At 63.1% G+C, this 24,124-nt stretch carries 22 protein-coding genes and 1 riboswitch; of the genes, 13 read left to right on the top strand and 9 right to left on the bottom strand.

Annotated features, from left to right (window positions below; translation table 11 throughout):
* The first annotated feature begins 10 nt into the window (after positions 1-10).
* The 12 genes from Q1K31_RS13895 to cobD all read left to right on the top strand — a co-directional run bounded on the left by Q1K31_RS13895 (position 11) and on the right by cobD (position 13,150).
* A complete protein-coding gene (locus Q1K31_RS13895; protein WP_300380757.1) occupies positions 11-1,912 on the top strand; it encodes an acetyl-CoA hydrolase/transferase C-terminal domain-containing protein in 1,902 nt (633 codons plus the stop codon).
* A 43-nt stretch (positions 1,913-1,955) separates the two neighbouring features.
* On the top strand, positions 1,956-2,969 hold the full coding sequence (gene cobT, locus Q1K31_RS13890; protein WP_300380754.1) for a nicotinate-nucleotide--dimethylbenzimidazole phosphoribosyltransferase: 1,014 nt from the start codon (positions 1,956-1,958) through the stop codon (positions 2,967-2,969).
* Positions 2,966-3,724: an adenosylcobinamide-GDP ribazoletransferase gene (gene cobS / locus Q1K31_RS13885; protein WP_300380751.1), complete on the top strand. Its 759-nt coding sequence runs from the start codon at positions 2,966-2,968 to the stop codon at positions 3,722-3,724. Before cobT ends, cobS begins: the two co-directional genes overlap by 4 nt.
* Entirely contained in the window at positions 3,715-4,263 is a 549-nt protein-coding gene (cobC, locus tag Q1K31_RS13880) for an alpha-ribazole phosphatase (RefSeq protein WP_300380748.1), read from the top strand. Before cobS ends, cobC begins: the two co-directional genes overlap by 10 nt.
* Complete coding sequence (gene cobO / locus Q1K31_RS13875; protein ID WP_300380746.1) at positions 4,250-4,852, top strand: cob(I)yrinic acid a,c-diamide adenosyltransferase; 603 nt, start codon at positions 4,250-4,252, stop codon at positions 4,850-4,852. The genes cobC and cobO overlap by 14 nt, the downstream gene beginning before the upstream one ends.
* Positions 4,853-4,910: 58 nt before the next feature.
* Positions 4,911-5,102: riboswitch (cobalamin riboswitch) on the top strand.
* Positions 5,103-5,264: 162 nt separating this feature from the next.
* The gene (locus Q1K31_RS13870; RefSeq protein WP_300380743.1) at positions 5,265-7,109 is read left to right on the top strand and encodes a TonB-dependent siderophore receptor; all 1,845 of its coding nucleotides are present in this window, start codon (positions 5,265-5,267) and stop codon (positions 7,107-7,109) included.
* 14 nt (positions 7,110-7,123) lie between these two features.
* The gene (locus Q1K31_RS13865) at positions 7,124-7,987 is read left to right on the top strand and encodes an ABC transporter substrate-binding protein (RefSeq protein ID WP_300380740.1); all 864 of its coding nucleotides are present in this window, start codon (positions 7,124-7,126) and stop codon (positions 7,985-7,987) included.
* Positions 7,984-8,976 carry an iron ABC transporter permease gene (locus Q1K31_RS13860; protein ID WP_300380737.1) on the top strand — a complete coding sequence of 331 codons (993 nt, stop codon included), beginning with the start codon at positions 7,984-7,986 and terminating at the stop codon, positions 8,974-8,976. Before Q1K31_RS13865 ends, Q1K31_RS13860 begins: the two co-directional genes overlap by 4 nt.
* Positions 8,969-9,730: an ABC transporter ATP-binding protein gene (locus Q1K31_RS13855; protein WP_300380734.1), complete on the top strand. Its 762-nt coding sequence runs from the start codon at positions 8,969-8,971 to the stop codon at positions 9,728-9,730. Before Q1K31_RS13860 ends, Q1K31_RS13855 begins: the two co-directional genes overlap by 8 nt.
* Entirely contained in the window at positions 9,727-11,211 is a 1,485-nt protein-coding gene (locus Q1K31_RS13850; protein WP_300380732.1) for a cobyric acid synthase, read from the top strand. The genes Q1K31_RS13855 and Q1K31_RS13850 overlap by 4 nt, the downstream gene beginning before the upstream one ends.
* Positions 11,211-12,161, top strand: coding sequence for an adenosylcobinamide-phosphate synthase CbiB (cbiB, locus tag Q1K31_RS13845; RefSeq protein WP_367187590.1), 951 nt, complete (start codon positions 11,211-11,213; stop codon positions 12,159-12,161). Before Q1K31_RS13850 ends, cbiB begins: the two co-directional genes overlap by 1 nt.
* Positions 12,158-13,150 carry a threonine-phosphate decarboxylase CobD gene (gene cobD / locus Q1K31_RS13840; protein ID WP_300380726.1) on the top strand — a complete coding sequence of 331 codons (993 nt, stop codon included), beginning with the start codon at positions 12,158-12,160 and terminating at the stop codon, positions 13,148-13,150. The genes cbiB and cobD overlap by 4 nt, the downstream gene beginning before the upstream one ends.
* Here cobD and cobU read toward each other — a convergent pair.
* Genes cobU through Q1K31_RS13825 form a run of 3 tightly spaced genes read right to left on the bottom strand, consistent with a single transcriptional unit; the run spans position 13,140 to position 15,465 of the window.
* A complete protein-coding gene (cobU, locus tag Q1K31_RS13835) occupies positions 13,140-13,649 on the bottom strand; it encodes a bifunctional adenosylcobinamide kinase/adenosylcobinamide-phosphate guanylyltransferase (RefSeq protein WP_300380723.1) in 510 nt (169 codons plus the stop codon). The two genes, cobD and cobU, sit on opposite strands and share 11 nt — an antisense overlap.
* A 41-nt stretch (positions 13,650-13,690) precedes the next feature.
* Positions 13,691-14,338, bottom strand: coding sequence for a dethiobiotin synthase (gene bioD, locus Q1K31_RS13830; protein ID WP_300380721.1), 648 nt, complete (start codon positions 14,336-14,338; stop codon positions 13,691-13,693).
* On the bottom strand, positions 14,335-15,465 hold the full coding sequence (locus Q1K31_RS13825) for an 8-amino-7-oxononanoate synthase (protein WP_300380718.1): 1,131 nt from the start codon (positions 15,463-15,465) through the stop codon (positions 14,335-14,337). The genes bioD and Q1K31_RS13825 overlap by 4 nt, the downstream gene beginning before the upstream one ends.
* 93 nt (positions 15,466-15,558) lie before the next feature.
* On the opposite strand from Q1K31_RS13825, the gene Q1K31_RS13820 reads away from it, so the two are divergent.
* Positions 15,559-16,827 (top strand): adenosylmethionine--8-amino-7-oxononanoate transaminase, encoded by a 1,269-nt coding sequence (locus tag Q1K31_RS13820; RefSeq protein WP_300380715.1) that lies wholly within the window; start codon positions 15,559-15,561, stop codon positions 16,825-16,827.
* Here the strand turns inward: Q1K31_RS13820 and arsH are convergent, their stop codons facing one another.
* The 6 genes from arsH to Q1K31_RS13790 all read right to left on the bottom strand — a co-directional run bounded on the left by arsH (position 16,828) and on the right by Q1K31_RS13790 (position 24,072).
* Entirely contained in the window at positions 16,828-17,550 is a 723-nt protein-coding gene (gene arsH / locus Q1K31_RS13815; protein WP_300380713.1) for an arsenical resistance protein ArsH, read from the bottom strand.
* Positions 17,543-17,962: an arsenate reductase family protein gene (locus Q1K31_RS13810; RefSeq protein WP_300380710.1), complete on the bottom strand. Its 420-nt coding sequence runs from the start codon at positions 17,960-17,962 to the stop codon at positions 17,543-17,545. The genes arsH and Q1K31_RS13810 overlap by 8 nt, the downstream gene beginning before the upstream one ends.
* On the bottom strand, positions 17,959-19,014 hold the full coding sequence (gene arsB / locus Q1K31_RS13805; RefSeq protein WP_300380707.1) for an ACR3 family arsenite efflux transporter: 1,056 nt from the start codon (positions 19,012-19,014) through the stop codon (positions 17,959-17,961). The genes Q1K31_RS13810 and arsB overlap by 4 nt, the downstream gene beginning before the upstream one ends.
* Positions 19,015-19,410 carry a helix-turn-helix transcriptional regulator gene (locus Q1K31_RS13800; RefSeq protein WP_300380705.1) on the bottom strand — a complete coding sequence of 132 codons (396 nt, stop codon included), beginning with the start codon at positions 19,408-19,410 and terminating at the stop codon, positions 19,015-19,017. It abuts the gene before it with no gap.
* Between the two features lie 265 nt (positions 19,411-19,675).
* Positions 19,676-22,840 carry an efflux RND transporter permease subunit gene (locus tag Q1K31_RS13795; protein WP_300380703.1) on the bottom strand — a complete coding sequence of 1,055 codons (3,165 nt, stop codon included), beginning with the start codon at positions 22,838-22,840 and terminating at the stop codon, positions 19,676-19,678.
* Positions 22,837-24,072 carry an efflux RND transporter periplasmic adaptor subunit gene (locus Q1K31_RS13790; RefSeq protein WP_300380700.1) on the bottom strand — a complete coding sequence of 412 codons (1,236 nt, stop codon included), beginning with the start codon at positions 24,070-24,072 and terminating at the stop codon, positions 22,837-22,839. The genes Q1K31_RS13795 and Q1K31_RS13790 overlap by 4 nt, the downstream gene beginning before the upstream one ends.
* Positions 24,073-24,124: the final 52 nt, after the last annotated feature.

The raw sequence follows: 24,124 nt of genomic DNA, 5'->3' as shown, positions 1-24,124 counted from the left end.
GGAGGACGCAATGTCAGAGGGGCAAGCTGGCGGCCACCCGACCTTCAGACCGCAGGCCTTTGATACGGCTGAAAAATGCGCAGAGGCTGTCATCGACAGGCTCGGCAAGGATATTCGTCTTGCCCTGCCTCTCGGTCTTGGCAAGGCGAACCGGTTCACCAATGCGCTCTATGGTCTGGCAGAGGCTGACAGCAGCATCTCGCTGAAAATCTACACCGCGCTCTCCATTGTGCGCCCGTCTCTCGGGGGCGGATTGCAGGAACGGTTCGGCGCACCCGTGCTCGACAAGCTGTTCGGGGATTACCCGGATCTTGCCTACGCAAAGGCGCGGGCCGCAGGCAGGCTGCCGGCAAATATCGAGATCGAGGAGTTTTTCCTCGCCACAGGCACACTCCTCTCCAACAGCTATGCCCAGCGCAACTATAACAGCGTGAACTACACCCATGCGATGCGCCGCATTATTGCCGAGCGGGCCAACGTCCTCGGCCAGATGATTTCATCCCGTGAAGGACGCTACAGCCTGTCCTGCAATTCAGACCTCAGTCTCGATCTCATCCCGCTCATGCGCGAAAAGGTAGGACGGAAAAACTTCATCGTCGTCGGCGAGCTTAACGAACGACTGCCCTTCATGCCGAACGATGCCGAAGTCCCGGCTGGCGAATTCGACATGCTGCTCGATGCCGGCCCCTATGACCTGGCCGGACCGCCCGCCCCGCGGGTGGACACAACCAGCTATTCCATCGGCTTGCGCGCGGCCCGTCTGGTGAAGGATAGCGGGACTTTACAGATCGGTATCGGGTCGCTCGGGGATGGGGCCGCCCAGTCGGTACGCCTGCGCCACCAGGCGCCCGACCAGTTCCGGAAGGCTGTCACGGCCCTGCCCGGTCCCCCAGGTCCGGCAGATGAGGAAGGCGGCTATGATGCTTTCAAGCGAGGGCTCTATGGCTGCACGGAAATGTTCACGCTCGGCATGTACGAGCTCCTGCGTGCGGATGTCTTTTCCCGTGCCGCGCATGAAGGCCGTAACATCACCATAGATGGGGGTTTCTTCCTCGGCCCGCAGACTTTCTATCGCGGCCTTCGCGAAGCCTCGGACGAAACCCTTGGCCTGATTAACATGACCAGCGTTGATGATGTGAACGCCCTGTTCGGCAACGAGGCTGTGCGCCGCAAGGAACGCCAGCATGCCCGTTTCATCAACATCGCCATGAAGGCCACATGCCTTGGTGCGGTCACTTCAGATGCGCTGGAAGATGGCCGCGTCGTCAGCGGCGTCGGCGGGCAATACAATTTCGTCGCTCAGGCGCATGAACTTGAGAACGCCCGCTCCATCATCCTGCTGAAGGCCGTGCGCGAGAGCAAAGGCAAAGCGGAATCGAATATCGTCTGGTCCTACGGTCATACCACAGTGCCGCGTCACCTTCGCGACATCGTTGTCACAGAATATGGCGTGGCTGACCTGCGTGGCCAGCCGGATGAAGAATGCGTCAAGCGGATGCTCGCGATCACCGATGCCCGCTTCATTGACGGGCTGGTCGAAGAAGCGGTCGCAGCAGGTAAACTGTCACCTGGTTTCAAGGTGCCGGAAGCCTGGCGCCTGAACACACCCGACGTCATAAAAGCTGCGCTGGCCCCGCACACCACTGCGCTGCCCGCGTATCCGTTCGGCACGGAACTCAGCGAGACCGAACAGGATCTGGCACTTGCGCTTGAGCATCTCCAGGACAGGACCTCTACGCGCTGGAGACGGATCAGCTACCTCCTAAGCGCAATCCTGAAAGGGCCGTCAAAACAGGCCGTTACTCAGTATGAAGCGCATATGAAGCGTCTTGGGCTGGAAAAGCCCGAAAGCTTTCAGGAACGTATGTGGCGGCGCCTCGTCCTCACAAGCCTGCGCGACGTTGAGGCATAAAAAGCCTTCGCAAATGGCACTTGCCTGCTGTAGGGGAGCCGCCATGACGCAACAGCCCACCGACTTCGAGGCCACGCTACGCCGCGCCATCGATCTCAAGACAAAGCCCGTCGGCTCGCTTGGGGAGGTCGAAACACTGGCCGCACAGATCGCGCGTATCCAGCATTCCCTAAACCCGGTCGCCGACACCTGCCGGCTGACCATATTCGCCGGCGATCACGGCATGGCCGGGGCCGGCGTGTCCGCTTATCCGCAGGATGTCACACGCCAGATGCTGGCCAACTTCCTCGCAGGCGGCGCGGCGGCAAACGTCTTCGCCAGGTCTCTCGGTGCAGACGTCCAGGTCGTCGATTGCGGGGTCGCAGGCGAACCTGTCGAAGCCCCCAATCTCATCTCGCGCCGCATCGCGCCCGGTACGGCAAACGCCATCGAAGGCCCGGCCATGAGTGGAGCCGAATGTAACCGTGCGCTTGAGAATGGCCGCAAGATCGGCGCGGAGGGCAGCCATCCGGTCGCCTGTTTTGGCGAAATGGGCATCGGCAATACCTCCTCAGCCAGTCTCATCGCCGCCAAGCTGCTTGGCCTTCCCGTGACAGAGCTGATCGGACGCGGCACCGGGCTCGACGATGCGGGCCTGCGCGCGAAGGCTGCCCTCCTGGAAAAGGCAGCTGGCCGCACGCCGGATCAGCTTGAACCCCAGACAGCCCTGATGGAGTATGGCGGCTTCGAAATCGTCACCATGGCCGGAGCCATGATAGGCGCAGCAGCTGCTGGAAAGATTATCCTCGTGGACGGTTTTATCGCTGGGGTCGCCACCCTCAGCGCCCGCGCGCTCAAGCCGGAAACTGCCCAGAACTTCATCTACGCTCACCGCTCGGCTGAGGCCGGGCATGGCCGCGTGCTCGAAGCACTTGAGGCTCGGCCCCTGCTCAATCTCAACATGCGCCTCGGCGAAGGCACAGGTGCCCTGCTGGCGTGGCCGCTGGTCAAGGCTGCCGCGGCAATGTTGCGGGACATGGCAAGTTTCGAAAGCGCAGGCGTCAGCGGGCCGTCATGAAGGACGAACTGGCAAAACTGGCTCTCGCCATCCAGTTCCTGACCCGCCTGCCCGTGCCGGACTGGTTTACCTACACGCCTGAACGCATGGCCGCATCGGTGCGCTACTACCCGCTCACGGGCCTGCTGATCGGCAGTCTGTGCGCGAGTATTTATTGGAGCGCGACACTCGCCTTCCCGGCAATTGTCGCCGTCCTGCTCGCACTTGTCTTCGGCGCGATCCTGACCGGCGCGTTCCACGAAGACGGGCTGGCCGACACGTTTGACGGCATTGGCGGCGGGCTGACGCGTGAAGCCTCGCTGACCATCATGAAGGACAGCCGTGTCGGCACCTATGGCGTTCTCGGACTCGCCGCCATCTTCGCCCTGAAACTTGCAGCCCTGGTCTCCCTGCCCGTCGTGATTGCCTGTCTCGCTTTCCCAGTCGCGCACGGCCTGTCACGTCTGTCCGCGGTATTGGTCATCGCGACCAGCCGTTATGTCCGCGACGAAGGCACCGGCAAGCCGGTCGCCTCAGGCGTCTCGGTGACGAGCTTGGTGGTCGCCGGCATGTCAGGTGGCGCGCTCATTGCCCTCTGGCTGCTGTTCCAGCCCGCCTTCGCCCTGCTTTACGCGCTGGCGGGGCTGGCCCTTGGCCACGCCCTGATGCGCCTCTTTTTTGAACGAAAACTCGGCGGCTATACAGGCGACACGCTGGGCGCTGTCCAGCAGGTCAGCGAGACCGGCTTCTATCTGGGGCTTCTGGCATGGCTGTAAGCCTGCTGCGCCATACCACGCCGCTTGTCGCGCCCGGCACCTGCTACGGCATGACGGATCTTGGCCTGGCGGAAAGTTTTGCAGAGGAGGCCGAAAACATTCTGTCGGGCCTGCCCCCGGTCGAGCAGATCGTGACCAGCCCACTCACGCGCTGCCAGCAGCTCGCGGACTTCATGTCAAAGCGACTGTCTGTGCCCGTCACGACTGATTGCCGTCTGCGTGAAATGGATTTCGGCACATGGGAAGGCCGCGCCTGGGCCGATATTCCGCGTGCTGAAATCAATGCATGGGTATCTGACTTCATGCATGCCCGCCCGCATGGTGGGGAAAGCGTCGCCATGCTGCGCGCCCGTACGCTCGAGGCCATTGCAGAGCTTGAAAACCGCCAGCAGGAGACCTTGATCGTCACGCATGCCGGCGTCATCAAGGCCGCCCTTGCCGCCGCCGAAACCGCTGCCAGTCATTCCGCCGCAATCGGTTTCGGCTGTTACGTCACCCTGATCCCCAACCGCCAAGGAGCCTCTCATGAGCACCGATGAAAGCCACAGCGAGAAGATGAAGGCGCTGCAGACCGAACAGCGCAAGAAAACCTCAGAAGCCCGCGATGCCGGACGCGGTCTGATTCTCGTCCACACCGGCGACGGCAAGGGCAAGTCGAGCTCGGCCTTCGGCGTCATTTGCCGCGCACTTGGCTGGAAACAGAAAGTCGGCATTGTCCAGTTCATCAAGGGCAAATGGATCACCGGCGAACGCCAGTTTTTCGCCAATTTCCCCGACCAGGTAGACTGGCACACGATGGGCGAGGGCTTTACCTGGGACACGCAAGACCGCGACCGTGACATTGCCGCGGCCGAAGCCGCCTTTGCGCGCGCCTGCGAAATGATGAGCGACGGTGAGCATGACCTCGTCGTCCTGGACGAGATCAACATCGCGCTACGCTATGACTATCTCGATATCAACGCCGTGATCGACGGCCTCAAAGCGCGTTCAGAACACACAAGTGTTGTCCTCACGGGCCGCGATGCGAAGCCGGAACTCTGCGACTATGCCGATCTCGTCAGCGAAATGCGCGAGGTGAAGCACCCCTTCAAGGCCGGCATTAAGGCGCAGCGCGGGATCGACTTCTGAACCCCTCCCGTCGCGCCAATTCCGTCCGCACGCTGTTGACACTTTTTCGCACTTGCAACATTAGACGCCACCAGATGGTGCCTCCCAACCGGAGGCCAAGAGGGAAGCCGGTGAAAGTCCGGCGCTGTACCCGCAACTGTCAGCCAGGAGCTGAAGGCCATTATGCCACTGGAGCCCAACCGCTCCGGGAAGGCGGCCCGAAAGCAGAGATCGGCGAGCCAGGAGACCTGCCATCGCGTCGTTCGCCCGGAGACCGGGAAAAGTCTCAGCGGGCGGGAAGGCACCAAGCCTCTCCTTCGTAACGGCACTCGCAAAAGGCCTGGCCGCCCGCATGGCAAACCCATGAGGCCAGCATGTCGTTATGAAGCGCACCTGTCTTTCCGGGCGGCGGGGTGCACGAGGGGAAACCCACATGTCGTATAAGACGGCCCTACTTTGCGCAGGTGCGATCGGCCTTGCCACGCCAGTCATCGCGCAGGACACCACCGAAGACACACGCCTCGGCCCGATTGTTGTCGAAGGCTCACGCCTCGGCCAGACGGCCACCGAAGTCGGCTCCAGCGTCAGCATCATCTCAGAGGAAGACCTCGAAAAGCTGGACTTCGACTTCGCGCTCGACGCCATCGCATCGGCGCCCGGCGTCACCATCAACTCCAACGGCGCGTTCGGCGGCTCGGCCAGCGTCCGCATCCGCGGTGCCTCCAGCGACCAGACACTCGTCCTGATCGACGGCGTGCCTGTCAACGATCCGACGGGCACAGGTGGCGGCTACAATTTCGCCCGCCTCGACACCGCCAACATCGCCCGCATCGAAGTGCTGAAAGGCCCGCAATCGACCCTCTGGGGCACAGATGCTATCGGCGGGGTCGTCTCCATCACGACCAAGCAGCCCGATCCCGGCCTCGGCGGCAGCGTGTTTGCCGATTATGGCTCCTTCAACACGTTCCGTGGCGGGGCCTCGATCGAGAACGCCAATGATTTCGGTGACTTCCGTCTTGCCGCCAATGGCATCTCGACCGACGGCATCTCAAAAGCAGACGAAGCCAATGGCAACACAGAGGATGATGGCTACGACTCCACGACCCTATCGGCCAAGGGCGGGCTGAACCTGCCGAAGGACATTCGTCTCGACGCCAATGTCCTGTGGAATGACACCGAGTCCGAATTCGACAGCTTCAGCGGTGGCGCACAGGGCAGCGTCGCGGACGGCGATGAGGTCAACCAGACCGAAACCCTGAACGGCAACCTCTCCCTGAAGGCTCCGCTCTTCGACGGCCGTCTCGAGAACCTTCTGGTGCTCGGCTATTCCGATATCACCCGCGAGAACTTCACCGATGGCAACCAGAGTTACTATGCCGAGGGCGACCGGAAGCTCTATCGCTATCAGGGCACACTCAACATCAATGATATGAACACCTTCGCTTTCGGGGCCGAGCGCGAAGACACCTCCTCCGGCGACGCAGAGGCAACGATTGACGGCCTGTTCGCCCTCTATGAATTCAAGCCCGTCAGTGAGCTGACCCTGACAGGTGGTGTGCGTATGGACGATCATGACTCGTTCGGATCGGAAACCACCGCCCGCCTCGCCGCCGCCTGGAGCCTCACCGATCAGGTCACGATCCGGTCAAGCTGGGGACAGGGCTTCAAGGCACCGAGCATTTTCCAGACGACTTATGTCTGCACTTTCTGCGGCCTCACCGAACCCAATTCGGACCTGCAACCGGAAACCTCCGAAGCCTTCGATGTCGGCGTGGAATGGCGATCTACGGATGGCCGCGCCACAGCCGGAATCACCTTCTTCGACCAGGAAACCGAGAACATGATCGATTTCTCGTTCACCGAAGGCTACGACAACATCGCATTCGTGGACTCGCAGGGCGTAGAACTCATGGGGGCTTACCAGTTTACCGATTGGCTGAACGTATCGGCGAACTATGCCTATATCGACGCGACCGACGGGGACGGGAACGCACTCACCCGCCTGCCGGAACAGTCCGGCGATATCACCGTCTCGGTCGATCCTGATGGCCCATTCTCGGGCAATGTCCTTGTGCGTTACAATGGAGATGAAACCAATACTGACGGCACAACGCTGGACGGCTGGACGCGTGTGGACCTGACGGGAAGCTATGCGCTTTCTGAAAGCGTCGAGCTTTATGGCCGGGTCGAAAACCTGTTCGATGAGGAATATCAGCAGATCCTCGGTTACGGCACACCGGGCCTCTCCGGCTCGGTTGGGCTGAGGCTCCGCTACTAGGAAGACCACAGCCCATGTCGAGACTGGTAATTCTCCTTCTGGCCTTCATCCTGGCTGCCTGCGGCGGCCCTCCTCGCACGTCGCAGGATGTGTCCGGCCCGGACAGGCCCATGCGGATTGTCAGTCTCGACTACTGTGCTGACCAGTATGTCCTCAAACTCGCTGATCGCGAACAGGTGCTCGCCCTTTCGCCGGACGCGACGCGTGATTTCTCGTATATGCGCGATCATGCCCAGGGCCTGCCCACTGTGCGCCCGGTCGCAGAGGACGTGCTTATCCTGAAGCCTGATCTTGTGGTCCGTGCCTATGGCGGCGGTCCGAATGCAACCGCCTTCTTCGAGCGCGCCGGTATTCCCGTCCTGAATGTCGGCTGGGCCTCGAACGTCGATAGCGAAGAAGTCGGCTCCATCCCGAACATCATCCGGCACATGGCCGACGGGCTTGGCCACCCTGGACGCGGGCGCAAGCTGGTCGCGGAATTCCGTACGCGCCTGACCGAACTCCAGGCCCGCACGGACGGCAAGAGCGCGCTCTACATGACACCCGCCGGCGTCACCTCCGGACCGGGTTCGATGGTGCATGAAATGCTGCTCGCTGCCGGTCTTGAAAACTTCCAGACCGAACCCGGCTGGCGCTCCATCCCGCTGGAGGCCCTGGCATATGACCAGCCGGACCTTATAGCTGCGGCCTTCTTTGGCACGCTGACAAACCATCCCGATGCCTGGACACCTATGAAACACCCCGTTGCCAGCAACCTGCTTGAAGACAAGACTGTCGTTCAGCTGGAAGGATCATGGACCGCTTGCGGCGGCTGGTTCATCCTGGATGCCATCGAGGCGCTTGTGGGTGGCGCAAACAGCGAAGACAGCCGTCCATGAATTCGAACACCCTCCTCCTGCCCGTTCTTGTGGCCAGTACACTCGCCGCGCTCTTTGCCGCCTGCCTGCTCGGTTCCACGCCAATGCCGGCAGACCGCGTGCTGATGGCCTTTCTTGGCACGGGCGATACAGCCGACCAGCTCGTTATCTGGCAGATTCGCCTGCCGCGCGCCTTGGCTGCCTTCCTTACAGGTGCGGCGCTGGGCATAAGTGGTGCCGCATTGCAGGGCCTCTTGCGTAACCCGCTGGCCGAACCCGGCGTTCTGGGGGTTTCCGCCTCGGCTTCTCTGGCAGCCACCTTCTCGCTTTATTACGGCCTCGCCGCAATCTCCATCTGGGTCCTTCCGGTCGCCGCGATCCTCGGCGCGCTGGCCGCAACCGCCCTCATCGCGCTCGCCGCCATACAGACACGATCTGTCGTCACCCTCATCCTGATCGGGGTTGGCCTGTCCAGTTTTGCAGGCGCGGCGATGAGCCTGCTCATGAATCTCGCGCCGAACCCGTTTTCCCTGTCGGACATGATCAACTGGATGCTCGGCTCTGTCGCCAATCGCAGCTTCCAGGAAGTCGGCCTCGCCATACCTTTCATCGCGTCTGGTGCAGCCATCCTGCTTTTTACCCGGCGCGGGCTGTCCGCACTCACCCTGGGCGAGGAAGCCGCGAGCGGGGTCGGGCTCAACCTGCGCAACCAGCGCATCTGGACGGTGCTTGGCGCAGGGCTGGCCACGGGGGGATCAGTGGCGCTCGCCGGGGCCATTGGCTTTGTCGGCATCGTCGCCCCGCACATGATCCGGCCCTTCACCGGGCATGATCCGGCCCGCTCGCTCATACCATCCGCCCTGCTCGCCGGGCTCATACTGGTTGTCGCGGATATCGGGGTAAGGCTCCTGCCAACGTCCAACGAACTCAAGCTCGGCGTGGTGGCTGCCCTGATCGGCGCACCGGCCTTTGTCTGGATCGCGATGCGAAGGCGCACGGTCAATGACTGAACTCGTCACCACCAGCCTCACCGCCAAAGCCGGGGACGCCACGCTCGTCGAAGGCGCAGAACTGCGCCTCGCCCCTGGCGAACTGGTTGCCCTTCTCGGGCCAAACGGCGCGGGCAAAACCAGTCTCCTGCGCGCCGCGCTCGGCCTCGTCAAACCCGACTCCGGCAACGCAACGCTTGGCGGCACTGAAAGCACACGCCTTTCCCCTATGCAGCGCGCCCGCCAGATCGCCTATCTGCCGCAACTGCGCCCGCTCGCCTGGCCGAACACGGTGCGCGATGTCGTGGCCCTCGGCCGGTTTGCCTATGGCGCAGCCCCTGGCCGGCTCAGCAAGGAAGACGCCGCTGCCATCGACCGCGCCATCACCATCTGTGACCTTGCAGGCCTCTCGCATCGGCGTACCGACACGCTCTCCGGCGGCGAACTCGCCCGTGTTCACTGCGCACGCGCCTTCGCCGCCGAAGCGCCGCTACTTATCGCGGATGAGCCCGTCGCCGCGCTCGACCCGCGCCACCAGTTCCGCGTCATGGACATGGTCCGCCAGTTCGTTGACCGGGGCGGCGGCGCCCTCGTTGTCCTTCACGACATCCCGCTCGCAGCCCGCTATGCCAGCCGTCTGGTCTGGATGAAAGAAGGCCGGATCATCGCCGATGGCCCGCCCGCTGAAACCCTGACCGAACAGCGCATGGCCGACGTCTACGGCGTGAAAGCCCGCATCGGCGGGCTTAATATCGAGATAGAGGGCGCGATATGAGCGCACGTGCGCTGATGCTTCAGGGCACCGGCTCGGATGTCGGTAAGTCCGTGCTCACCGCTGCCCTCTGCCGCATCGCCAGACGCCGGGGTCTCAGCGTCGCCCCGTTCAAACCGCAGAACATGTCGAACAATGCCGCTGCCTGTCCGGACGGAGGAGAGATCGGGCGCGCACAAGCGCTTCAGGCCCTTGCCTGCGGGCTTGAACCGCACACCGATTTCAACCCTGTCCTCCTCAAGCCGGAAACAGACCGCCGTGCCCAGATCGTCGTGCATGGCCAGGCCGTCGAAGCATTGGAAGCGGCAGACTACATGTCCCGCCGCGCCCGGCTCATGGCGCCTGTCATGGAGAGTTTCGAGCGTCTTTCAGCGGCGCATGACCTTGTCCTCGTCGAAGGCGCGGGGAGCCCCTCGGAAATCAATCTGCGTGACCGCGACATCGCGAATATGGGCTTTGCCTGCCGGGCCGGCGTGCCCGTCTGCCTCATTGGCGACATCGAGAAAGGCGGCGTCATCGCGAGCCTCGCCGGAACGAAGACCGTCCTCGCGCCGGAAGACGCCGCAATGATTGGCGGCTTCCTCATCAACAAGTTCCGCGGCGATCCGGCCCTGTTCGACGCTGGCGTAGATGCCATCGAAGCCCATACAGGCTGGCCCTGTTTCGGCGTCATCCCCTGGCTCAGCGCCACGAGCCAGCTGCCCGCAGAGGACGCCGTCATCCTTGACCAGCCAGCCACACGCTCCGGCAGCGGCCTGAAGGTCGCCGCGCCCATGCTCTCGCGCATGGCCAATTTCGATGATGCCGACCCGCTCAGATTTGAGAGTGACGTGGACTTCGAATGGATTCCGCCAGGCCGCCCCATTTCGCGCGACACCGACATGATCATCCTGTTCGGCACCAAGTCGACACTCGGTGATCTCGCCTTCCTGCGCGCACAAGGCTGGGACCATGACATCATCGCCCATGCCCGCGCAGGCGGGCACGTACTCGGCATCTGCGGCGGCTACCAGATGCTCGGACGGCATATCGCCGACCCAAACGGCATTGATGGCGAGGCTGGAAGCGCCCATGGCCTCGGCCTGCTTGATGTCGACACCGTGATGACCCCGGACAAGCATGTCGCCCCGGCCAGTGGTACCTGTACACGCACGGGCGAAGCCGTCTCCGGCTACGAGATCCACACCGGGCGCACCACCGGGCCGGATACGTCCCGCCCGCTTTTCACCCTCGGCGGCGAAACCGACGGCGCGCAAAGCCCGGACGGGCGCATACAGGGCACCTATCTGCACGGCGCTTTTACAAGCGACAGCTTCCGCCGTGCCTGGCTCGCCGCCGCCGGCGGGAACGGACACACCACGCTCGACTATGGGGCCGCCGTCGAAAAAGCGCTCGATGCACTCGCTAACGGGGTTGAGGCGGCTGTCGACATCGACGCCCTTTTCGCCACGGCCCAGCCCCCCGGCTGGCAGCCTGCACCATGATGTCCGCGCCGGCCCTCATGCTTGCAGCCTGGGCCATCGAAGCCCTCTTCGGCTGGCCGGACTGGCTCTACAGGCTGATACGCCATCCGGTTGTCTGGTTCGGCTGGGTCATCCGCTGGCTTGATGACACCCTCAACCGCTCCACCTGGCCACACACATGGCGCTATATCGCAGGCGCCACCGCCAGCCTCACCGCCATCACCCTCGCAATCCTTCTCGCCGCCTGCATCGCATTCACACTGCCGGACACACCCGCAGGCTTTACCGTCGAAGCCCTGATTGCCTCCAGCCTCATCGCCTCGCGGAGCCTCTACGCCCATGTCGCTCGCGTCGCCTATCCCCTTACCACAGGCGACATGGAAGCTGCCCGCAGCGCTGTTTCGGCCATTGTCGGGCGCGACCCGTCCCGGCTCGACACCCCCGGCATGTCCCGCGCCTCCCTTGAAAGCCTCGCCGAGAACGCGTCGGATGGCGTCACAGCACCGCTGTTCTGGGGGGCCATTTTCGGCCTGCCGGGACTTGCCGCCTACAAGGCAGTGAATACGCTCGACTCCATGATAGGACATCGGAATGAGCGCTACAGTGCCTTTGGCGGTTTCGCTGCACGCCTGGACGATGCGGCCAATCTCATCCCTGCCCGCCTCACCGGCCTGCTGGTCGCGGCTGCTTCCGGAAAGCTTTCCGCCTTCAAGATTATGTGGCGGGATGCCCGCAAACACCGCTCGCCCAATGCCGGCTGGCCGGAAGCCGCCATGGCTGGCGCCCTCGGTGTGCGCCTCTCCGGCCCCCGCAGCTATGGCGAGACGACCAGCCACGAACCCTGGCTCAATCAAGGCGCGGGCGATCCAGCGCCGGAGCATATAAGACAGGGGCTCAAGCTTTACGTGCGGGCCTTGGCGCTCGGTGCTTGCCTCCTCGTCGCCATCGCTCTCCTGCTGGAGGTCGCATGAAGGACGACCTGTTACATGGCGGCGCGCTGGACCGGATGCGCGCTCACTTTCCCGATGCTCCCGCGCCGTGGCTCGACCTTTCCACCGGTATAAATCCGTGGCCCTGTCCCGTTGACCCAATACCGGCCGAAGCCTTCGAACACCTGCCCACACAGGCAGCCTACCATGCCTGCCACACCGCGATGGCGCACGCCTTCAACGCCCCGCAGGACCATCTCCTGATCGCGCCGGGCAGCGAGCTTCTTATTCGCCTCCTACCCACCATCATCGCCCCGCGGCGCGTTGCCACCCTGTCGCCATCCTATGGCGATCATGCGCGTGTCTGGCGCGCTGCTGGATGTGAACTCATCGAGACAGCTGACCCGCTCGACACGGCAGACGAAGCCGACGCCATCGTCCTCTGCCAGCCCAACAATCCGGATGGGCGCACCTTTGCCCTGGACGACCTTCTTGCGGCCTGTGACAGGCTCGCTGTACGCGGCGGCTGGCTGATCGTGGATGAGGCCTATGCCGATCTCGACCCCGCCCTGAGCCTTGCATCACGCACAGGGCGTGACGGGCTGATTGTCCTGCGTTCCTTCGGCAAGTTCTTCGGACTGGCAGGCCTGCGTCTCGGCGCACTGCTCGCCCCGACCGCCATACTGACCGGCATGCAGGAGAAACTCGGCGTCTGGCCCGTGAATGGCCCCGCCCTCGATGTCGGCGCTCGTTGCTATGGCGACCTCGCCTGGCAGGCCGAAACCCGCGCACGGCTGGCCGCCGCTCGCCAACGCCTCGACATCATTCTTGAGAATGCTGGACTTGCGCTTGCAGGCGGCACCGATCTCTTTCGTTTTATCGAGACAGAAGACGCCACAGGGCTATGGGAAAAACTCGCCCGCGCCGGAATTTATGTCCGCCGCTTTGACTGGTCAGCCCGCCACCTGCGCATCGGCCTGCCCCCGGATGCGGACGCTGAAGCCCGGCTTGCCGCCGCGCTCAGTCCTTGAGTGTCAGGGGCAGCCCGGCAGCAATAAACTCCACCCTGTCTGACACCTCAGCCAACTGCTGGTTCAGCCGCCCCTGCGCATCCCTGAACGCCCGGCCCAGCGGCGTTTCCGGGACAAGGCCGAGGCCAACCTCGTTCGACACCAATATGATGTCATGGCCTGTGCACTGAAGTCTCTCGCACAATGCCTGCACCTCGGCTTCCACATCCCGTTCATGATGCATCAGGTTAGAGAGCCAGAGTGTCAGGCAATCGACCAGGACGATCTCGCCGGGCCTGATCTCCTTCTCAAGCGGAAAGGCCAGGTCCAGCCGCGCCTCGATCGTGCGCCAGCCCTCGCCCCTCTCCTGCTGGTGACGCGCTATGCGGTCTGCCATTTCCGAATCCAGCGCTTCTGCGGTCGCCATATAGACACGGGCCGGGCCGGCCGCTTCGGCCAGGGCCTGGGCGCGGCGGCTTTTGCCGGAACGCGCGCCACCGAGAATGAGGGTAATTGCCATGGGCCCGGCATAACCCAGCAGCCGCCCCGTATCCATTCCCCTTATTTCAGGAGTCCCACCTTCACGCCATGCGCAACGCCCTGCCATGGCACCTGCCTGAACAGGTCAACCTCATGACCAAGGCTCTCAGGGGGCGGGCTATCAGGGTCAGGCTGCGAAATAATCAGCTGGGCTATCTCCAGCCCGCGCCCACGCAGCACATCGATGGCACTCAGCGTATGCGAGACCGCGCCGAGATAAGGCGCTGCCACCAGGATGACGGGCAGGCCAAGGTCGGCCATCAAGTCGATCTGTAACCGGTCGTCTGTCAGCGGTGACATCACCCCGCCCGCGCCTTCGACCAGGTTGATGTCCGCGCCCGCTGCTTCCATCCGGCCCCTGACGAATGACAGGATTGCTCCATAGTCCTGCACGACGCCAGCCTTCCGCATGGCAACATTCGGGGCGAGCGGAGCCTCGAAACGATGCAGGCAGATTTCGGAAACGGTTTCCGGCGCTACGTCCCGCCCACAGGCGGCAAGCAACTGCCCGGCATCCGAGGCATCCAGCGCATCCTCGCCAAAGCCGCTCATTACCGGCTTTATGGCCTGCACCGTCCTGCCAGCCGCGCGCCAGCCCTCAAGCAGCTGCGCGCTGATATAGGTCTTGCCGATTTCGGTGCCGATGGCTGTCACGAAATAACCTGTCATCCCCGATAAGCCTCCTTGAGTGCGGCCGCCAGCCCGCGCACATCTGCTTGCGAGTGCCCGGCCGCGAAAGTGATCCGAAGGCGCGATGTGCCCTCCGGCACCGTCGGTGGGCGGATCGCCGTGACCAGATACCCCGCCTCTTCAAGCGCGGTGGACATGGCCAGTGCGCGGGCTTCCTCTCCGATCACCACAGGCACGATCACGCTATCCGGCGATGGCAGATCCATCAGTTCACAAAAGAGCACCGCGTTGCCACGGGCACGGGCAGCTCGCTCCGGCTCGTCTTGCATCACCTCCAGCGCTGCCAGCGCCGAGGCGAGTACAGTTGGCGGCAGCCCGGTCGTATAGACGAGGCTGCGCGCCCGGCTCACCAGCATGTCGATGACAGGTGCGGGCCCGCAGACATAGCCGCCATACGCCCCGGCGGCCTTGGAAAGTGTGCCCATCTGCACCAGCGCCGGATTAGCCTGTTCGACAATGCCGAGCCCGTGCGCGTCATCTGTCATCAGCCACGCACCATGTGCTTCACACAGCGCGCCCAGTTCTTCCAGCGGCGCCAGGTCGCCGTCCATCGAGAACACTGTCTCGGTCAGGACGAGTACCTGCCCCGGTGCCTCCGCTATAAGTTCAGCTGCATGGTCCATGTCATTATGGCGAAACACACGGATCTCCGCACCGGACAGCCGCGCCCCCGCATGCATGCAGGAATGGGAAAGCGCATCCATCAGGATCGTATCGCCCTTGCCCACCAGTGCAGGGATGGTGCCGACATTGGCGAGATAGCCTGACCCGAAGACCAGGCACGCTTCCTGTCCCTTCATCTGCGCCAGTGTCTGTTCCAGCTGTCCATTCAGCGGACAGTCACCCGTGATCAGCCGCGAAGCCCCGGCCCCCACACCATAGCGCGCAGCTGTCTCCTGCGAGGCCGCCACCAGCCGCGGGTCACAGGAAAGCGACAGGTAATCATTATCGCAGAAAGAGACGAGATCGCGTCCGGCCCGCCCGGCCCGCTCTGCCCGTGCGCCGTCCATACGCCGGGTCGGCTTTAAAGTGCGGTGCTGGCCGCGCGCATGCAGTTTCTCCAGCCGCGCCCCGGCATAGGCTGTCAGTCGCTCTAAAGACGTCATGCAGTTGGCAGTCCTCGACCTTGCTCGCCGCCCGTCCTACTGACACCCAGCGCACCTGCAAGTCACACCCATCATCAGGAGGGCTAAAAACACATGGCCGAGCACAGTGAATGGTTCACCACAGGGCTGGAACATATCTGGCTGCCCTACGCGCAGATGAAAACGCAGCCCTCGCCTGCCCCTATCGCCGCGACCGCCGGGACCCGCCTGAAGATGGCTGATGGCACTTCCCTGGTCGATGGAGTCGGCAGCTGGTGGACCAACGTTCACGGCTACAACCACCCCGCCCTCCTGAAGGCCGCGCATGACCAGCTCGACACGATGGCCCACATCATGCTCGGCGGCATCGCCCATGAGCAGGCCTACCGCCTTGCCGCACGCCTCGCAGACGTCACGCCCAGCGACCTCTCGAAAGTCTTCTTCACCGAGTCCGGCTCGGTCGCCGTCGAGGTCGCGATGAAGGTCGCCGTCCAGTATGCGATGAACAAAACCGGCGCGCGCAAGACACGCTTCGTCTCGTTCACTGGCGGCTATCATGGCGACACGTTCGCCACCATGTCGGTCTGCGACCCGGAAGAAGGCATGCACAGCCTCTTCTCCGGCGTTGTGCCCGAACAATATGTCGTCGACCTGCCGGACACGGATGAGCGCCTTGCCGCTCTGGAAGAGACCGTCGCCAGCCATGACGACATCGCCGCGGTTCTCGTCGAGCCGCTCATACAGGGCGCAGGCGGCATGAAAATGCACACGCCGGAAACGCTACAGGCCCTCCGTGCAGCCTGCGACCGCCACGGCGTCCTGCTCATCTTCGACGAGATCTTCACCGGCTTCGGGCGCACGGGCGAGATGTTCGCCGCCACCCGCGCCGGTGTGACGCCGGACATCATGTGCCTCGGCAAGGCCCTCACCGGCGGTGTCACCCCGCTGGCCGCCACCATCGCCAGCAAGCGCGTCTACGCCGCCTTCCACACAGACTCTGCCGACGATGCCCTGATGCACGGGCCGACCTTTACCGGCCATGCACTCGCCTGCGCGGTCGCCAATGCCGGGCTCGACCTCTTCGAGAGCGAGCCTCGGCTTGAGCAGGTCCGTACCGTCGAGGCCCAGCTAAAGGACGAGCTCACACCCCTCGCAGAGCTTCTGCAGGTGAAGGATGTCCGCGTTTGCGGTGCGGTTGCCGCCGTCGAATTCGCCGAGAGCTTCAGTGTGGACGCCGCGCGCGCCTGGTTCATCGAGCAGGGCACCTTCATCCGTCCGCTCGGACCGGTCGTCTATCTCACGCCCGCCTACACCATCGCGCCGCATGATCTCTCAACGCTCACAGGTGCCATCACGCGCTTTGCCGGGGAAATGCCCGCCTGATCAGATGGATTTCTGGTTCACCCGTTTCGATAGTTGCTCCGGGCTTTCCTTACGTTCGCTGTAGCGGTCGACGAGGTAGTCCGCCCGGTCGCGCGTCAGCAGGGTGAACTTCACCAGCTCCTCCATCACGTCGACCACGCGGTCATAGAGCGGGGAGGCCATCATCCGTCCATCCTCCTCGAACTCGGTGAACGCCTTGGGCACCGACGACTGGTTGGGGATGGTGATGAGGCGCATCCAGCGCCCGAGAATACGCAGCTGGTTGACCGCATTGAAGCTCTGCGAGCCGCCGCTCACCTGCATCACGGCCAGCGTCTTTCCCTGTGTCGGGCGTACCCCGCCAAGCGCCAGCGGGATCCAGTCGATCTGCGTCTTCATCACGCCGGACATCGCCCCGTGGCGCTCCGGCGAGCACCACACCATGCCCTCGCTCCAGATCACCGCTTCGCGCAGTTCCGCGACCTTGGGGTGACTGGCCTCCTCGCCATCTGCCAGCGGCAGGCCCTTGGGATCGTAGACCCGCGTCTCGCAGCCGAGCGCCCGCAGGATGCGCGCAGCTTCCTCATTGAGCAGCCGCGAATAGGAGCGCTCACGCAGCGAGCCATGCAGCAGCAGGATGCGCGGCCTGTGCTGACCGGGTTCTGGTGAGAGCAGGCTCTCTCGGTCGATCTGGCGAAAGCTTTCAGTATGCAATGCCGGGAACGTGTCTTCTGTTTCAGCCAACCCGTTCTCCTCTTTCATCAATCAGCAACTCCCCGTCCTCCTTGTAGACCGGGCCGGGCGGCAGGGCCTCCAGCAGCTCGAGCACGGTCTCGCTCGGCCGGCACAGACGCACGCCCCTGGGCGAACACACGATCGGCCGGTTCACCAGCACAGGGTGCTCCAGCATCGCCTCCAGGATCGTCTCCTCGCTCACCCCCGCCTCCAGCAGGCCCAGCTCCGCGGCCGGCGATTTCGTCTCGCGCAGCGCGGTCCTCGGCGTAAGCCCGGCGGCCGCAAACAGGCCGAGCAGTTGCGCCCGCGTCCAGCCTGTATCGAGATAGTTGATCACGACATGGCCGGTCCCGCTCGCCTCGATCAGGCGCAATACATTGCGCGATGTTCCGCAAGCGGGATTGTGGTGGATGACGATCATGACGTTTCCTGTTCCAGCGGCCTTGCCTCTTCACTGTCTGCGAACGCCCCGCGCGTGCGATTGGCGATGGCGACCAGCGACAGCATCACCGGCACCTCCACCAGCACGCCGACCACCGTCGCCAGCGCCGCGCCGGAGTTCAGCCCGAACAGGCTGATCGCAACCGCCACGGCAAGCTCGAAGAAGTTCGACGTGCCAATCAGGGCGCAGGGCGCAGCAATCCGGTGCGGCACCTTCAGCGCATACGCCGCGCCATAGGCGATGATGAAGATGCCATAGGACTGGATCAGGATCGGCACCGCAATCAGCGCGATCACCAGCGGGCGCGCCAGGATCACCTCGCCCTGGAAGCCGAACAGCAGCACCACGGTCAGCAACAGCCCAAGAATCGACGCCGGCTTTACCCGTTCGATGAAACCGTCGACGGCCTGCTCCCCGCCCCGGCGCTTCAGGAGAGCCCGCGCCGCGATCCCAGCCGCCAGCGGCACCACGACATAAAGTCCGACAGAGAGAAGCAGCGTTTCCCACGGCACGGAAATCTCGGTCACGCCCAGCAGGAAGGCGACGATCGGCGCGAAGGCGACCACCATGATCGCATCGTTCACGCTCACCTGTACCAGCGTATAGTTCGCATCCCCGCGCGTGAGCTGCGCCCAGATAAACACCATAGCTGTGCAGGGCGCTGCGCCCAGCAGGATCAGGCCCGCAAGATACCCTTCCGCATCGGCAGGCGGGATCAGCCCGGCAAACACATAACGGAAGAAGACAACGCCAAGCGCGGCCATGGTGAAGGGCTTGATCAGCCAGTTCACCACCAGCGTGATGATGAGGCCCTTCGGCTTCTCGCCCACGCGCGCGATACTGCCAAAATCCACCCCGATCATCATCGGCCAGACCATCGCCCAGATCAGGATGGCGACGGCGAAATTCACACTGGCATATTCAAGCTCCGCCAGCGCCCCGAAGACACCGGGAAACACCTGCCCCAGCCCGATCCCGGCAATGATGGCGAGCGCCACCCAGAGCGATAGAAACCGTTCGAAATTGCCCATCTAGCCCGTCTCCCCGGTCCCGTGTGCCGGGGCGGATATGGCCTGCCGCCCCTCCGGCGCACAACACTCCATCCGCGCTAATGCGGCCTGCACATCATCTGCCACGCAAGGCTCCCCGCCGCAGCAATCCTCCATCAGGTAGACGATGAGATCGCTGACCGCGTCGAAGCGCGCCGCATAGATGATGGAGCGGCCCTTGCGCTCACTCGTGACCAGCCCGGCCTGCGAGAGCAGGTGCAGCTGCGCCGACAGCGTGTTCGGTGCGATGCCGGTCTCGTCAGAAATCCGGCCAGCCGCCAGCCCTGATGGCCCGGCCTTCACCAGCAACCGGAACACCTCAAGCCGGCGTTCATTCGCCAGCGCGGAAAATTTCAGGATGGCATTGTTTGCTTTCATATTTCGATATTCGCTGAAATATGGAAATGAGTCAACATAGCCGCTGGCCGGGTCCGCCCTCTGGGCCATGCTCGGCGGTGGTCTTTCGCGCCGGACTCCCGGTGCACCGCTCTCACACCGTGGCTACACCATCCTCACACCGCCGGCACACCATGCCCGTCCCCCGCTCGAACCACCCTGACGCGGCCCCTTTCCCGAATTGAGTTTCCCTGCCGCTGATCGAGCCGATTCAGCGGATAAAGGTGCTGCAAGCTTCAGGCGAGGCTCACCCCGGCGAGACTTCCCGGTTCACCTCCACCCTGTCCGGCTTGGGCACGCCAAAGATTTTCAGGTGGATCATCAGGAAGGCCGGCAGCAGGAAGATCAGCATGGAGGTGCCGAACAGGATACCGAAGCCGAGCGAGATCGCTGTCGGGATCAGGAACTGCGCCTGCAGACTGGTCTCGAGGATGATCGGCGTGACCCCGAGAAAGGTCGTCAGCGTCGTCAGCATGATCGCGCGGAACCGGTCGAGCATCGCTTCCGTGACCGCGCTGGCGGGGCTTTCGCCGCTCTCCAGCCGCTCGTTCAGGAAGTCCGTCACCATCAGGGATGTGTTGATGATCACGCCCGACAGCCCGATGATCCCGAAGAAGGAGAGCAATGTCAGGTCCGCCCCCATGATGCCGTGGCCGATCAACGCGCCGACAAAGCCGAACGGGATCGCCGCCATGATGACCAACGGCTGGCTGTAGGAGCGGAAATTGAGCGCCAGCAGCGAGTAGATCACAATCATGGCGAGGAAGAAGTTACGCGCCAGTACAGGCTGCGCCTCAGCCTGATCCTCCTGATCGCCAGAGACCCGCATGCTCAGGCCCTCATAGTCTTCCTGCAGGCGCGGCAGGACAGTGTTGAACATATGGTTTGAGACGATGTCGGCAGTGGTGACATCCTCGTCGACAAAGGCGTTCAGCGAATAGATCCGCCGGCCATTCACCCTGTTGATCGCGGCGGGCGCCGGGGCAATCGTCAGCTCGGCGAGATTGTGCATCGGCACATAGCCCTCGCCGACCTTTACCCGCAGGCGCTTCAGCGTCTCCAGCGATTCCCGCTCATCTTCCGGCAGGCGCACCCGGACCGGGATCTCTTCCCGGTCGCGTTGGATACGCACAGCCTCCGCCCCGAAGAAGGCCGCGCGGACCTCACGGGCGATGTCATTCTGGGTGACGCCATAATTGCGCGCCAGCGGTTTGAGCCGGATCTGGACTTCCTCGGTGGTGCGAAAGCGGTCATCGCGGACATCATAGACACCGGGCTGGGCCTCAAGCTCCCGGCGCAGTTCCAGCACCGCTTCACGCGTGGCTTCATCGGTGCGGGCCGAGACCTGCAACTGGATCGGCGCGCCGGGGCTGACGAGATCGGAGGTAAATGTCAGCTTTTCCGCGCCTGGTATTTGTCCCACTGCCTGGCGCCAGGCGCGTTCGAATTCCCCCGCGCTGAAATCCCGCGTGCTGGCTTCCTGGAGCTGGGCGACAATGAAGGCACGGTTGCCGGATGCGCCGCCGCCGGGGGCTGCGGCCGGGTTGCCGTCATTGCTGGCGAGCGGTGAGCCGATCTGGTAAAGGACCCCCGCCAGCGCATCTTTATCGGTGGAGACCTCGCCCCCGGCCGTTTCGGCGGTTGCGGCTATCTGTTTTGCAAACCGCTCTGTCTGGGCCTGCGATGTGCCTTCGGACAACTCCAGTTCGGCGGTGACATAATCGCCTTCCACAGCCGGGAAGAAGATGAACTTCACATAGCCGCTCGCCGTCAGCGACTGGGCGGCAAAGAAGATACCCACACCGATCAGGATAATCATGAGGGGGCGGACGACGACGAAGTTCATTACCTTGCGCAGCGGCCCTTCGGTAAACCTGCGCAGCTGGGCCGCCACCCTGTCACGGACCGGATCGGCAAGCCGGCGGGGGGACCAGCGTCCAGGGGGCTTGTTGGTCAGATGCGAGAGATGTCGCGGCAGCACGAAAAAGCTCTCGACCAGCGACAGGAAGAGAAGGATGATCACAACTGCCGAGACCTGCCCCAAAAACTGGCCGAACAGGCCCGGCACCAGCAGGATGGGCACGAATGCGGTGATCGTCGTGGAAACAGAGAACAGTACCGGACGCGCCACCCGCGTCGCACCAAGCCGGGCAGCTTCCATCTGTTCGTAGCCCTTGCGCCAGTTGGCGTGGATGTTCTCGCCCACCACGATGGCGTCATCGACAATAATCCCGATGGCGAGGATGAAGCCGAACAGGGAGAGCTGGTTGATGGTGATCCCGAACAGGAACATCGGGAAGAATGCCCCTATGAAGCTGACACCGACGCCAAGCGCGACCCAGAAGGCGATGCGAAGGTCGAGGAACAGAAGCAGGAGCAATGTCACCAGGCAGAGGCCAAGCACGGCATTCCTGACAAGCAGATTGATCCGCGAGCTCAAATTCACGGACTCGTCGCGCCAGAGATCGTAGGAAATCCCGGCTGGCAGCGCGGACCGGATTTCGGTGTCGAGGTATTTGCGGACAATCTCGGCATTGCCCAGCGTCTTTTCGCTGCCCACCCGGTAAACCGTGACAATCGATGCTGGCTTGCCATCGTAGACAGCCTTGATCGGATCTTCCGCAAGGCCGTCATCAATGTCTGCAATATCTCTCAGATAGATGGGGGAGCCATTCTCACCCGCACCGACAACGATGTTGCCAAATTCCACCCCGCTGCGGCGCTCCCCCACGGCGCGCACCCTGAGAAGCTGGCGGTCATCCTCGATTTCACCTGCTGACAGGTCCAGGCTCTGCTGGGAAATCACATTCGCCACGGCCGTCAGGCTGAGGTCACGAGCGCGTAGTTCCTGCTCGGGGATCGCAATGTTGATGAGATAGTCCGGAACGCCGCCGATCTCGACCAGCGACAGCCCGTCCTTCCCGGCCAGTTCCCGTCGCACACGGTCAGCTGCCCGCTTCAGGACGCGACGCTCGACATCACCGTACAGGACAATCTGGGTAACAAGTTCATCCGGCTCGATCTCGCTGATCTGCGGCGCTTCAGCCGCCTGCGGGAAGACAGTGATGCGGCCGATCTCGTTCTTAACCTCGTCGAGCATCTCCGACATGTCTTCACTCTCGGGGATATCGACGATGACGCTTCCCACGCTGGAGGCGGCCAGGCTTGTCACCTTGTCGACGCCTTCGAGCCCTTCAAGGCGCTCCTCTATGGGGCGGACAATTGATGTTTCGACATCTTCAGGCGTGGCCCCCGGATAAGGCACGCTTACCGAGATCTGGCCCGTCTCGATTGGCGGGAACACACGCACGTTGAGCGCAGAGAGCGATGCAATTCCCGAAATGACGATGAACACCATCAACAGGTTGGCCGCCACCCGGTTGGCAAGGATGCCCTCAATGATCTTCGTCAAGGCGAAGTCTCCGAGACATGGACGCGCATTCCCTCGATCTCTTCGGCAAGTACGGTCGTCATCACGCGCTCCCCGCCAGAGAGGTCTGGCGCGTGCAGCAGGACGGTATTCCCGCTACGGTCTATAGGCGCGACGCTGATGCGGTGTGTTTCCTCATTCTCGTCGATCACCCAGATAAAGGAATCCTGACGCACAGCCCCTGCCGGCACTTGCCAGACAGGTGTCTCGGACAGGCCGGGTATCACGATATCCATGAAGTCGTCAGAAAAGACATCGCCTTCATTTTCGGGCGCGAAGGCCTCGGGAAACACGCCAATGACGGTAGCCGTACGGGAATTTTGATCGATAACAGGAGAGAACTCAGCGAGATAGCCTGTCAGCGTCGCGCTGCTAAGAGAGCTGTTATTGGGCACCGCACGCACTTCGACACGGCCATCCGGGGCCGCACGGATTGCCGCACGCACAGCAGAAACGTCTTCAGACGGTAACCCGGCCTGTATTTCGCCCGGCCCAGCGCTAATAAGGGTCGCCAGAGGCTGGCTGGGCGAGACAAACGTGCCAGGAGCCACATTCTCCGACGTCACAATCGCATCGAAGGGGGCCGTAATGACTGCCTTCTCGAGTCGTCGGCGGGCCGTCTGAAGCTGGGCTTCCGCCTGTTCGAAGGCTGCCTGTGCATCCTCGAAGGACGCAACGGCCTGCTCGGCTGCCTTTTCGGGCGCTGCACCGATTTCGGCAAGACGAAGCTGGCGGTCGCGTTCGGCCCGGGCCTGTTCCCTGCGGGCCTTTGCCGTCGAAAGCTGGGCCTCAGCCCGTGCCACTTCATCCTGCAGGTCGCCATCATCGACCTGAAGGATGACCTCCCCCTTGCCAATACGACCGCCAAGCTCGAGGTCGGGATTTATCGTGGTGACCTTGCCTGACACCTCGCTGACGACTTCAAGCTGCTCCCGTGCCCGTAACCGGCCCGGCGCGCGGACTTCATAGCTTTCTTCAGCGCGTTGTACCCCGGCTGTCTCGACCAGCGGCACACTGTCTTCGCGTGCCTGCGCGTCTTCACTTACGCCGCCACCGGATCCGGCAATGACCATGATGACAATACCCACGGCAGCGACAAGCAACCCGACCAGTAGCCAGGCACGTGACGGCCGCGCCTGACGTGAACCGGTCTCTTCGTCTTTTACTGAATCAGAGGACATGGCATTCCTGAACGTTATGATACGAGCAGGCATATCGCCTGCCTCTGCCTGAACTGAACATGGTAAGTCTTATACGAGTCGCCAC

The organism is Henriciella sp., assembly GCF_029936995.1.
GTDB lineage: Bacteria > Pseudomonadota > Alphaproteobacteria > Caulobacterales > Hyphomonadaceae > Henriciella.
The sequence above is the reverse complement of the archived record's forward strand: the minus strand, read 5'-3'. Positions and strand labels throughout refer to the sequence as shown.

Excerpts from the sequence above, each read along its gene's own strand:
- Q1K31_RS13895 (WP_300380757.1), top strand. The coding sequence starts at position 11 with ATGTCAGAGGGGCAAGCTGGCGGCCACCCGACCTTCAGACCGCAGGCC.
- cobT (WP_300380754.1), top strand. The coding sequence starts at position 1,956 with ATGACGCAACAGCCCACCGACTTCGAGGCCACGCTACGCCGCGCCATC.
- cobS (WP_300380751.1), top strand. The coding sequence starts at position 2,966 with ATGAAGGACGAACTGGCAAAACTGGCTCTCGCCATCCAGTTCCTGACC.
- cobC (WP_300380748.1), top strand. The coding sequence starts at position 3,715 with ATGGCTGTAAGCCTGCTGCGCCATACCACGCCGCTTGTCGCGCCCGGC.
- cobO (WP_300380746.1), top strand. The coding sequence starts at position 4,250 with ATGAGCACCGATGAAAGCCACAGCGAGAAGATGAAGGCGCTGCAGACC.
- Q1K31_RS13870 (WP_300380743.1), top strand. The coding sequence starts at position 5,265 with ATGTCGTATAAGACGGCCCTACTTTGCGCAGGTGCGATCGGCCTTGCC.
- Q1K31_RS13865 (WP_300380740.1), top strand. The coding sequence starts at position 7,124 with ATGTCGAGACTGGTAATTCTCCTTCTGGCCTTCATCCTGGCTGCCTGC.
- Q1K31_RS13860 (WP_300380737.1), top strand. The coding sequence starts at position 7,984 with ATGAATTCGAACACCCTCCTCCTGCCCGTTCTTGTGGCCAGTACACTC.
- Q1K31_RS13855 (WP_300380734.1), top strand. The coding sequence starts at position 8,969 with ATGACTGAACTCGTCACCACCAGCCTCACCGCCAAAGCCGGGGACGCC.
- Q1K31_RS13850 (WP_300380732.1), top strand. The coding sequence starts at position 9,727 with ATGAGCGCACGTGCGCTGATGCTTCAGGGCACCGGCTCGGATGTCGGT.
- cbiB (WP_367187590.1), top strand. The coding sequence starts at position 11,211 with ATGTCCGCGCCGGCCCTCATGCTTGCAGCCTGGGCCATCGAAGCCCTC.
- cobD (WP_300380726.1), top strand. The coding sequence starts at position 12,158 with ATGAAGGACGACCTGTTACATGGCGGCGCGCTGGACCGGATGCGCGCT.
- cobU (WP_300380723.1), bottom strand. The coding sequence starts at position 13,649 with ATGGCAATTACCCTCATTCTCGGTGGCGCGCGTTCCGGCAAAAGCCGC.
- bioD (WP_300380721.1), bottom strand. The coding sequence starts at position 14,338 with ATGACAGGTTATTTCGTGACAGCCATCGGCACCGAAATCGGCAAGACC.
- Q1K31_RS13825 (WP_300380718.1), bottom strand. The coding sequence starts at position 15,465 with ATGACGTCTTTAGAGCGACTGACAGCCTATGCCGGGGCGCGGCTGGAG.
- Q1K31_RS13820 (WP_300380715.1), top strand. The coding sequence starts at position 15,559 with ATGGCCGAGCACAGTGAATGGTTCACCACAGGGCTGGAACATATCTGG.
- Q1K31_RS13810 (WP_300380710.1), bottom strand. The coding sequence starts at position 17,962 with ATGATCGTCATCCACCACAATCCCGCTTGCGGAACATCGCGCAATGTA.
- arsB (WP_300380707.1), bottom strand. The coding sequence starts at position 19,014 with ATGGGCAATTTCGAACGGTTTCTATCGCTCTGGGTGGCGCTCGCCATC.
- Q1K31_RS13800 (WP_300380705.1), bottom strand. The coding sequence starts at position 19,410 with ATGAAAGCAAACAATGCCATCCTGAAATTTTCCGCGCTGGCGAATGAA.
- Q1K31_RS13790 (WP_300380700.1), bottom strand. The coding sequence starts at position 24,072 with ATGCCTGCTCGTATCATAACGTTCAGGAATGCCATGTCCTCTGATTCA.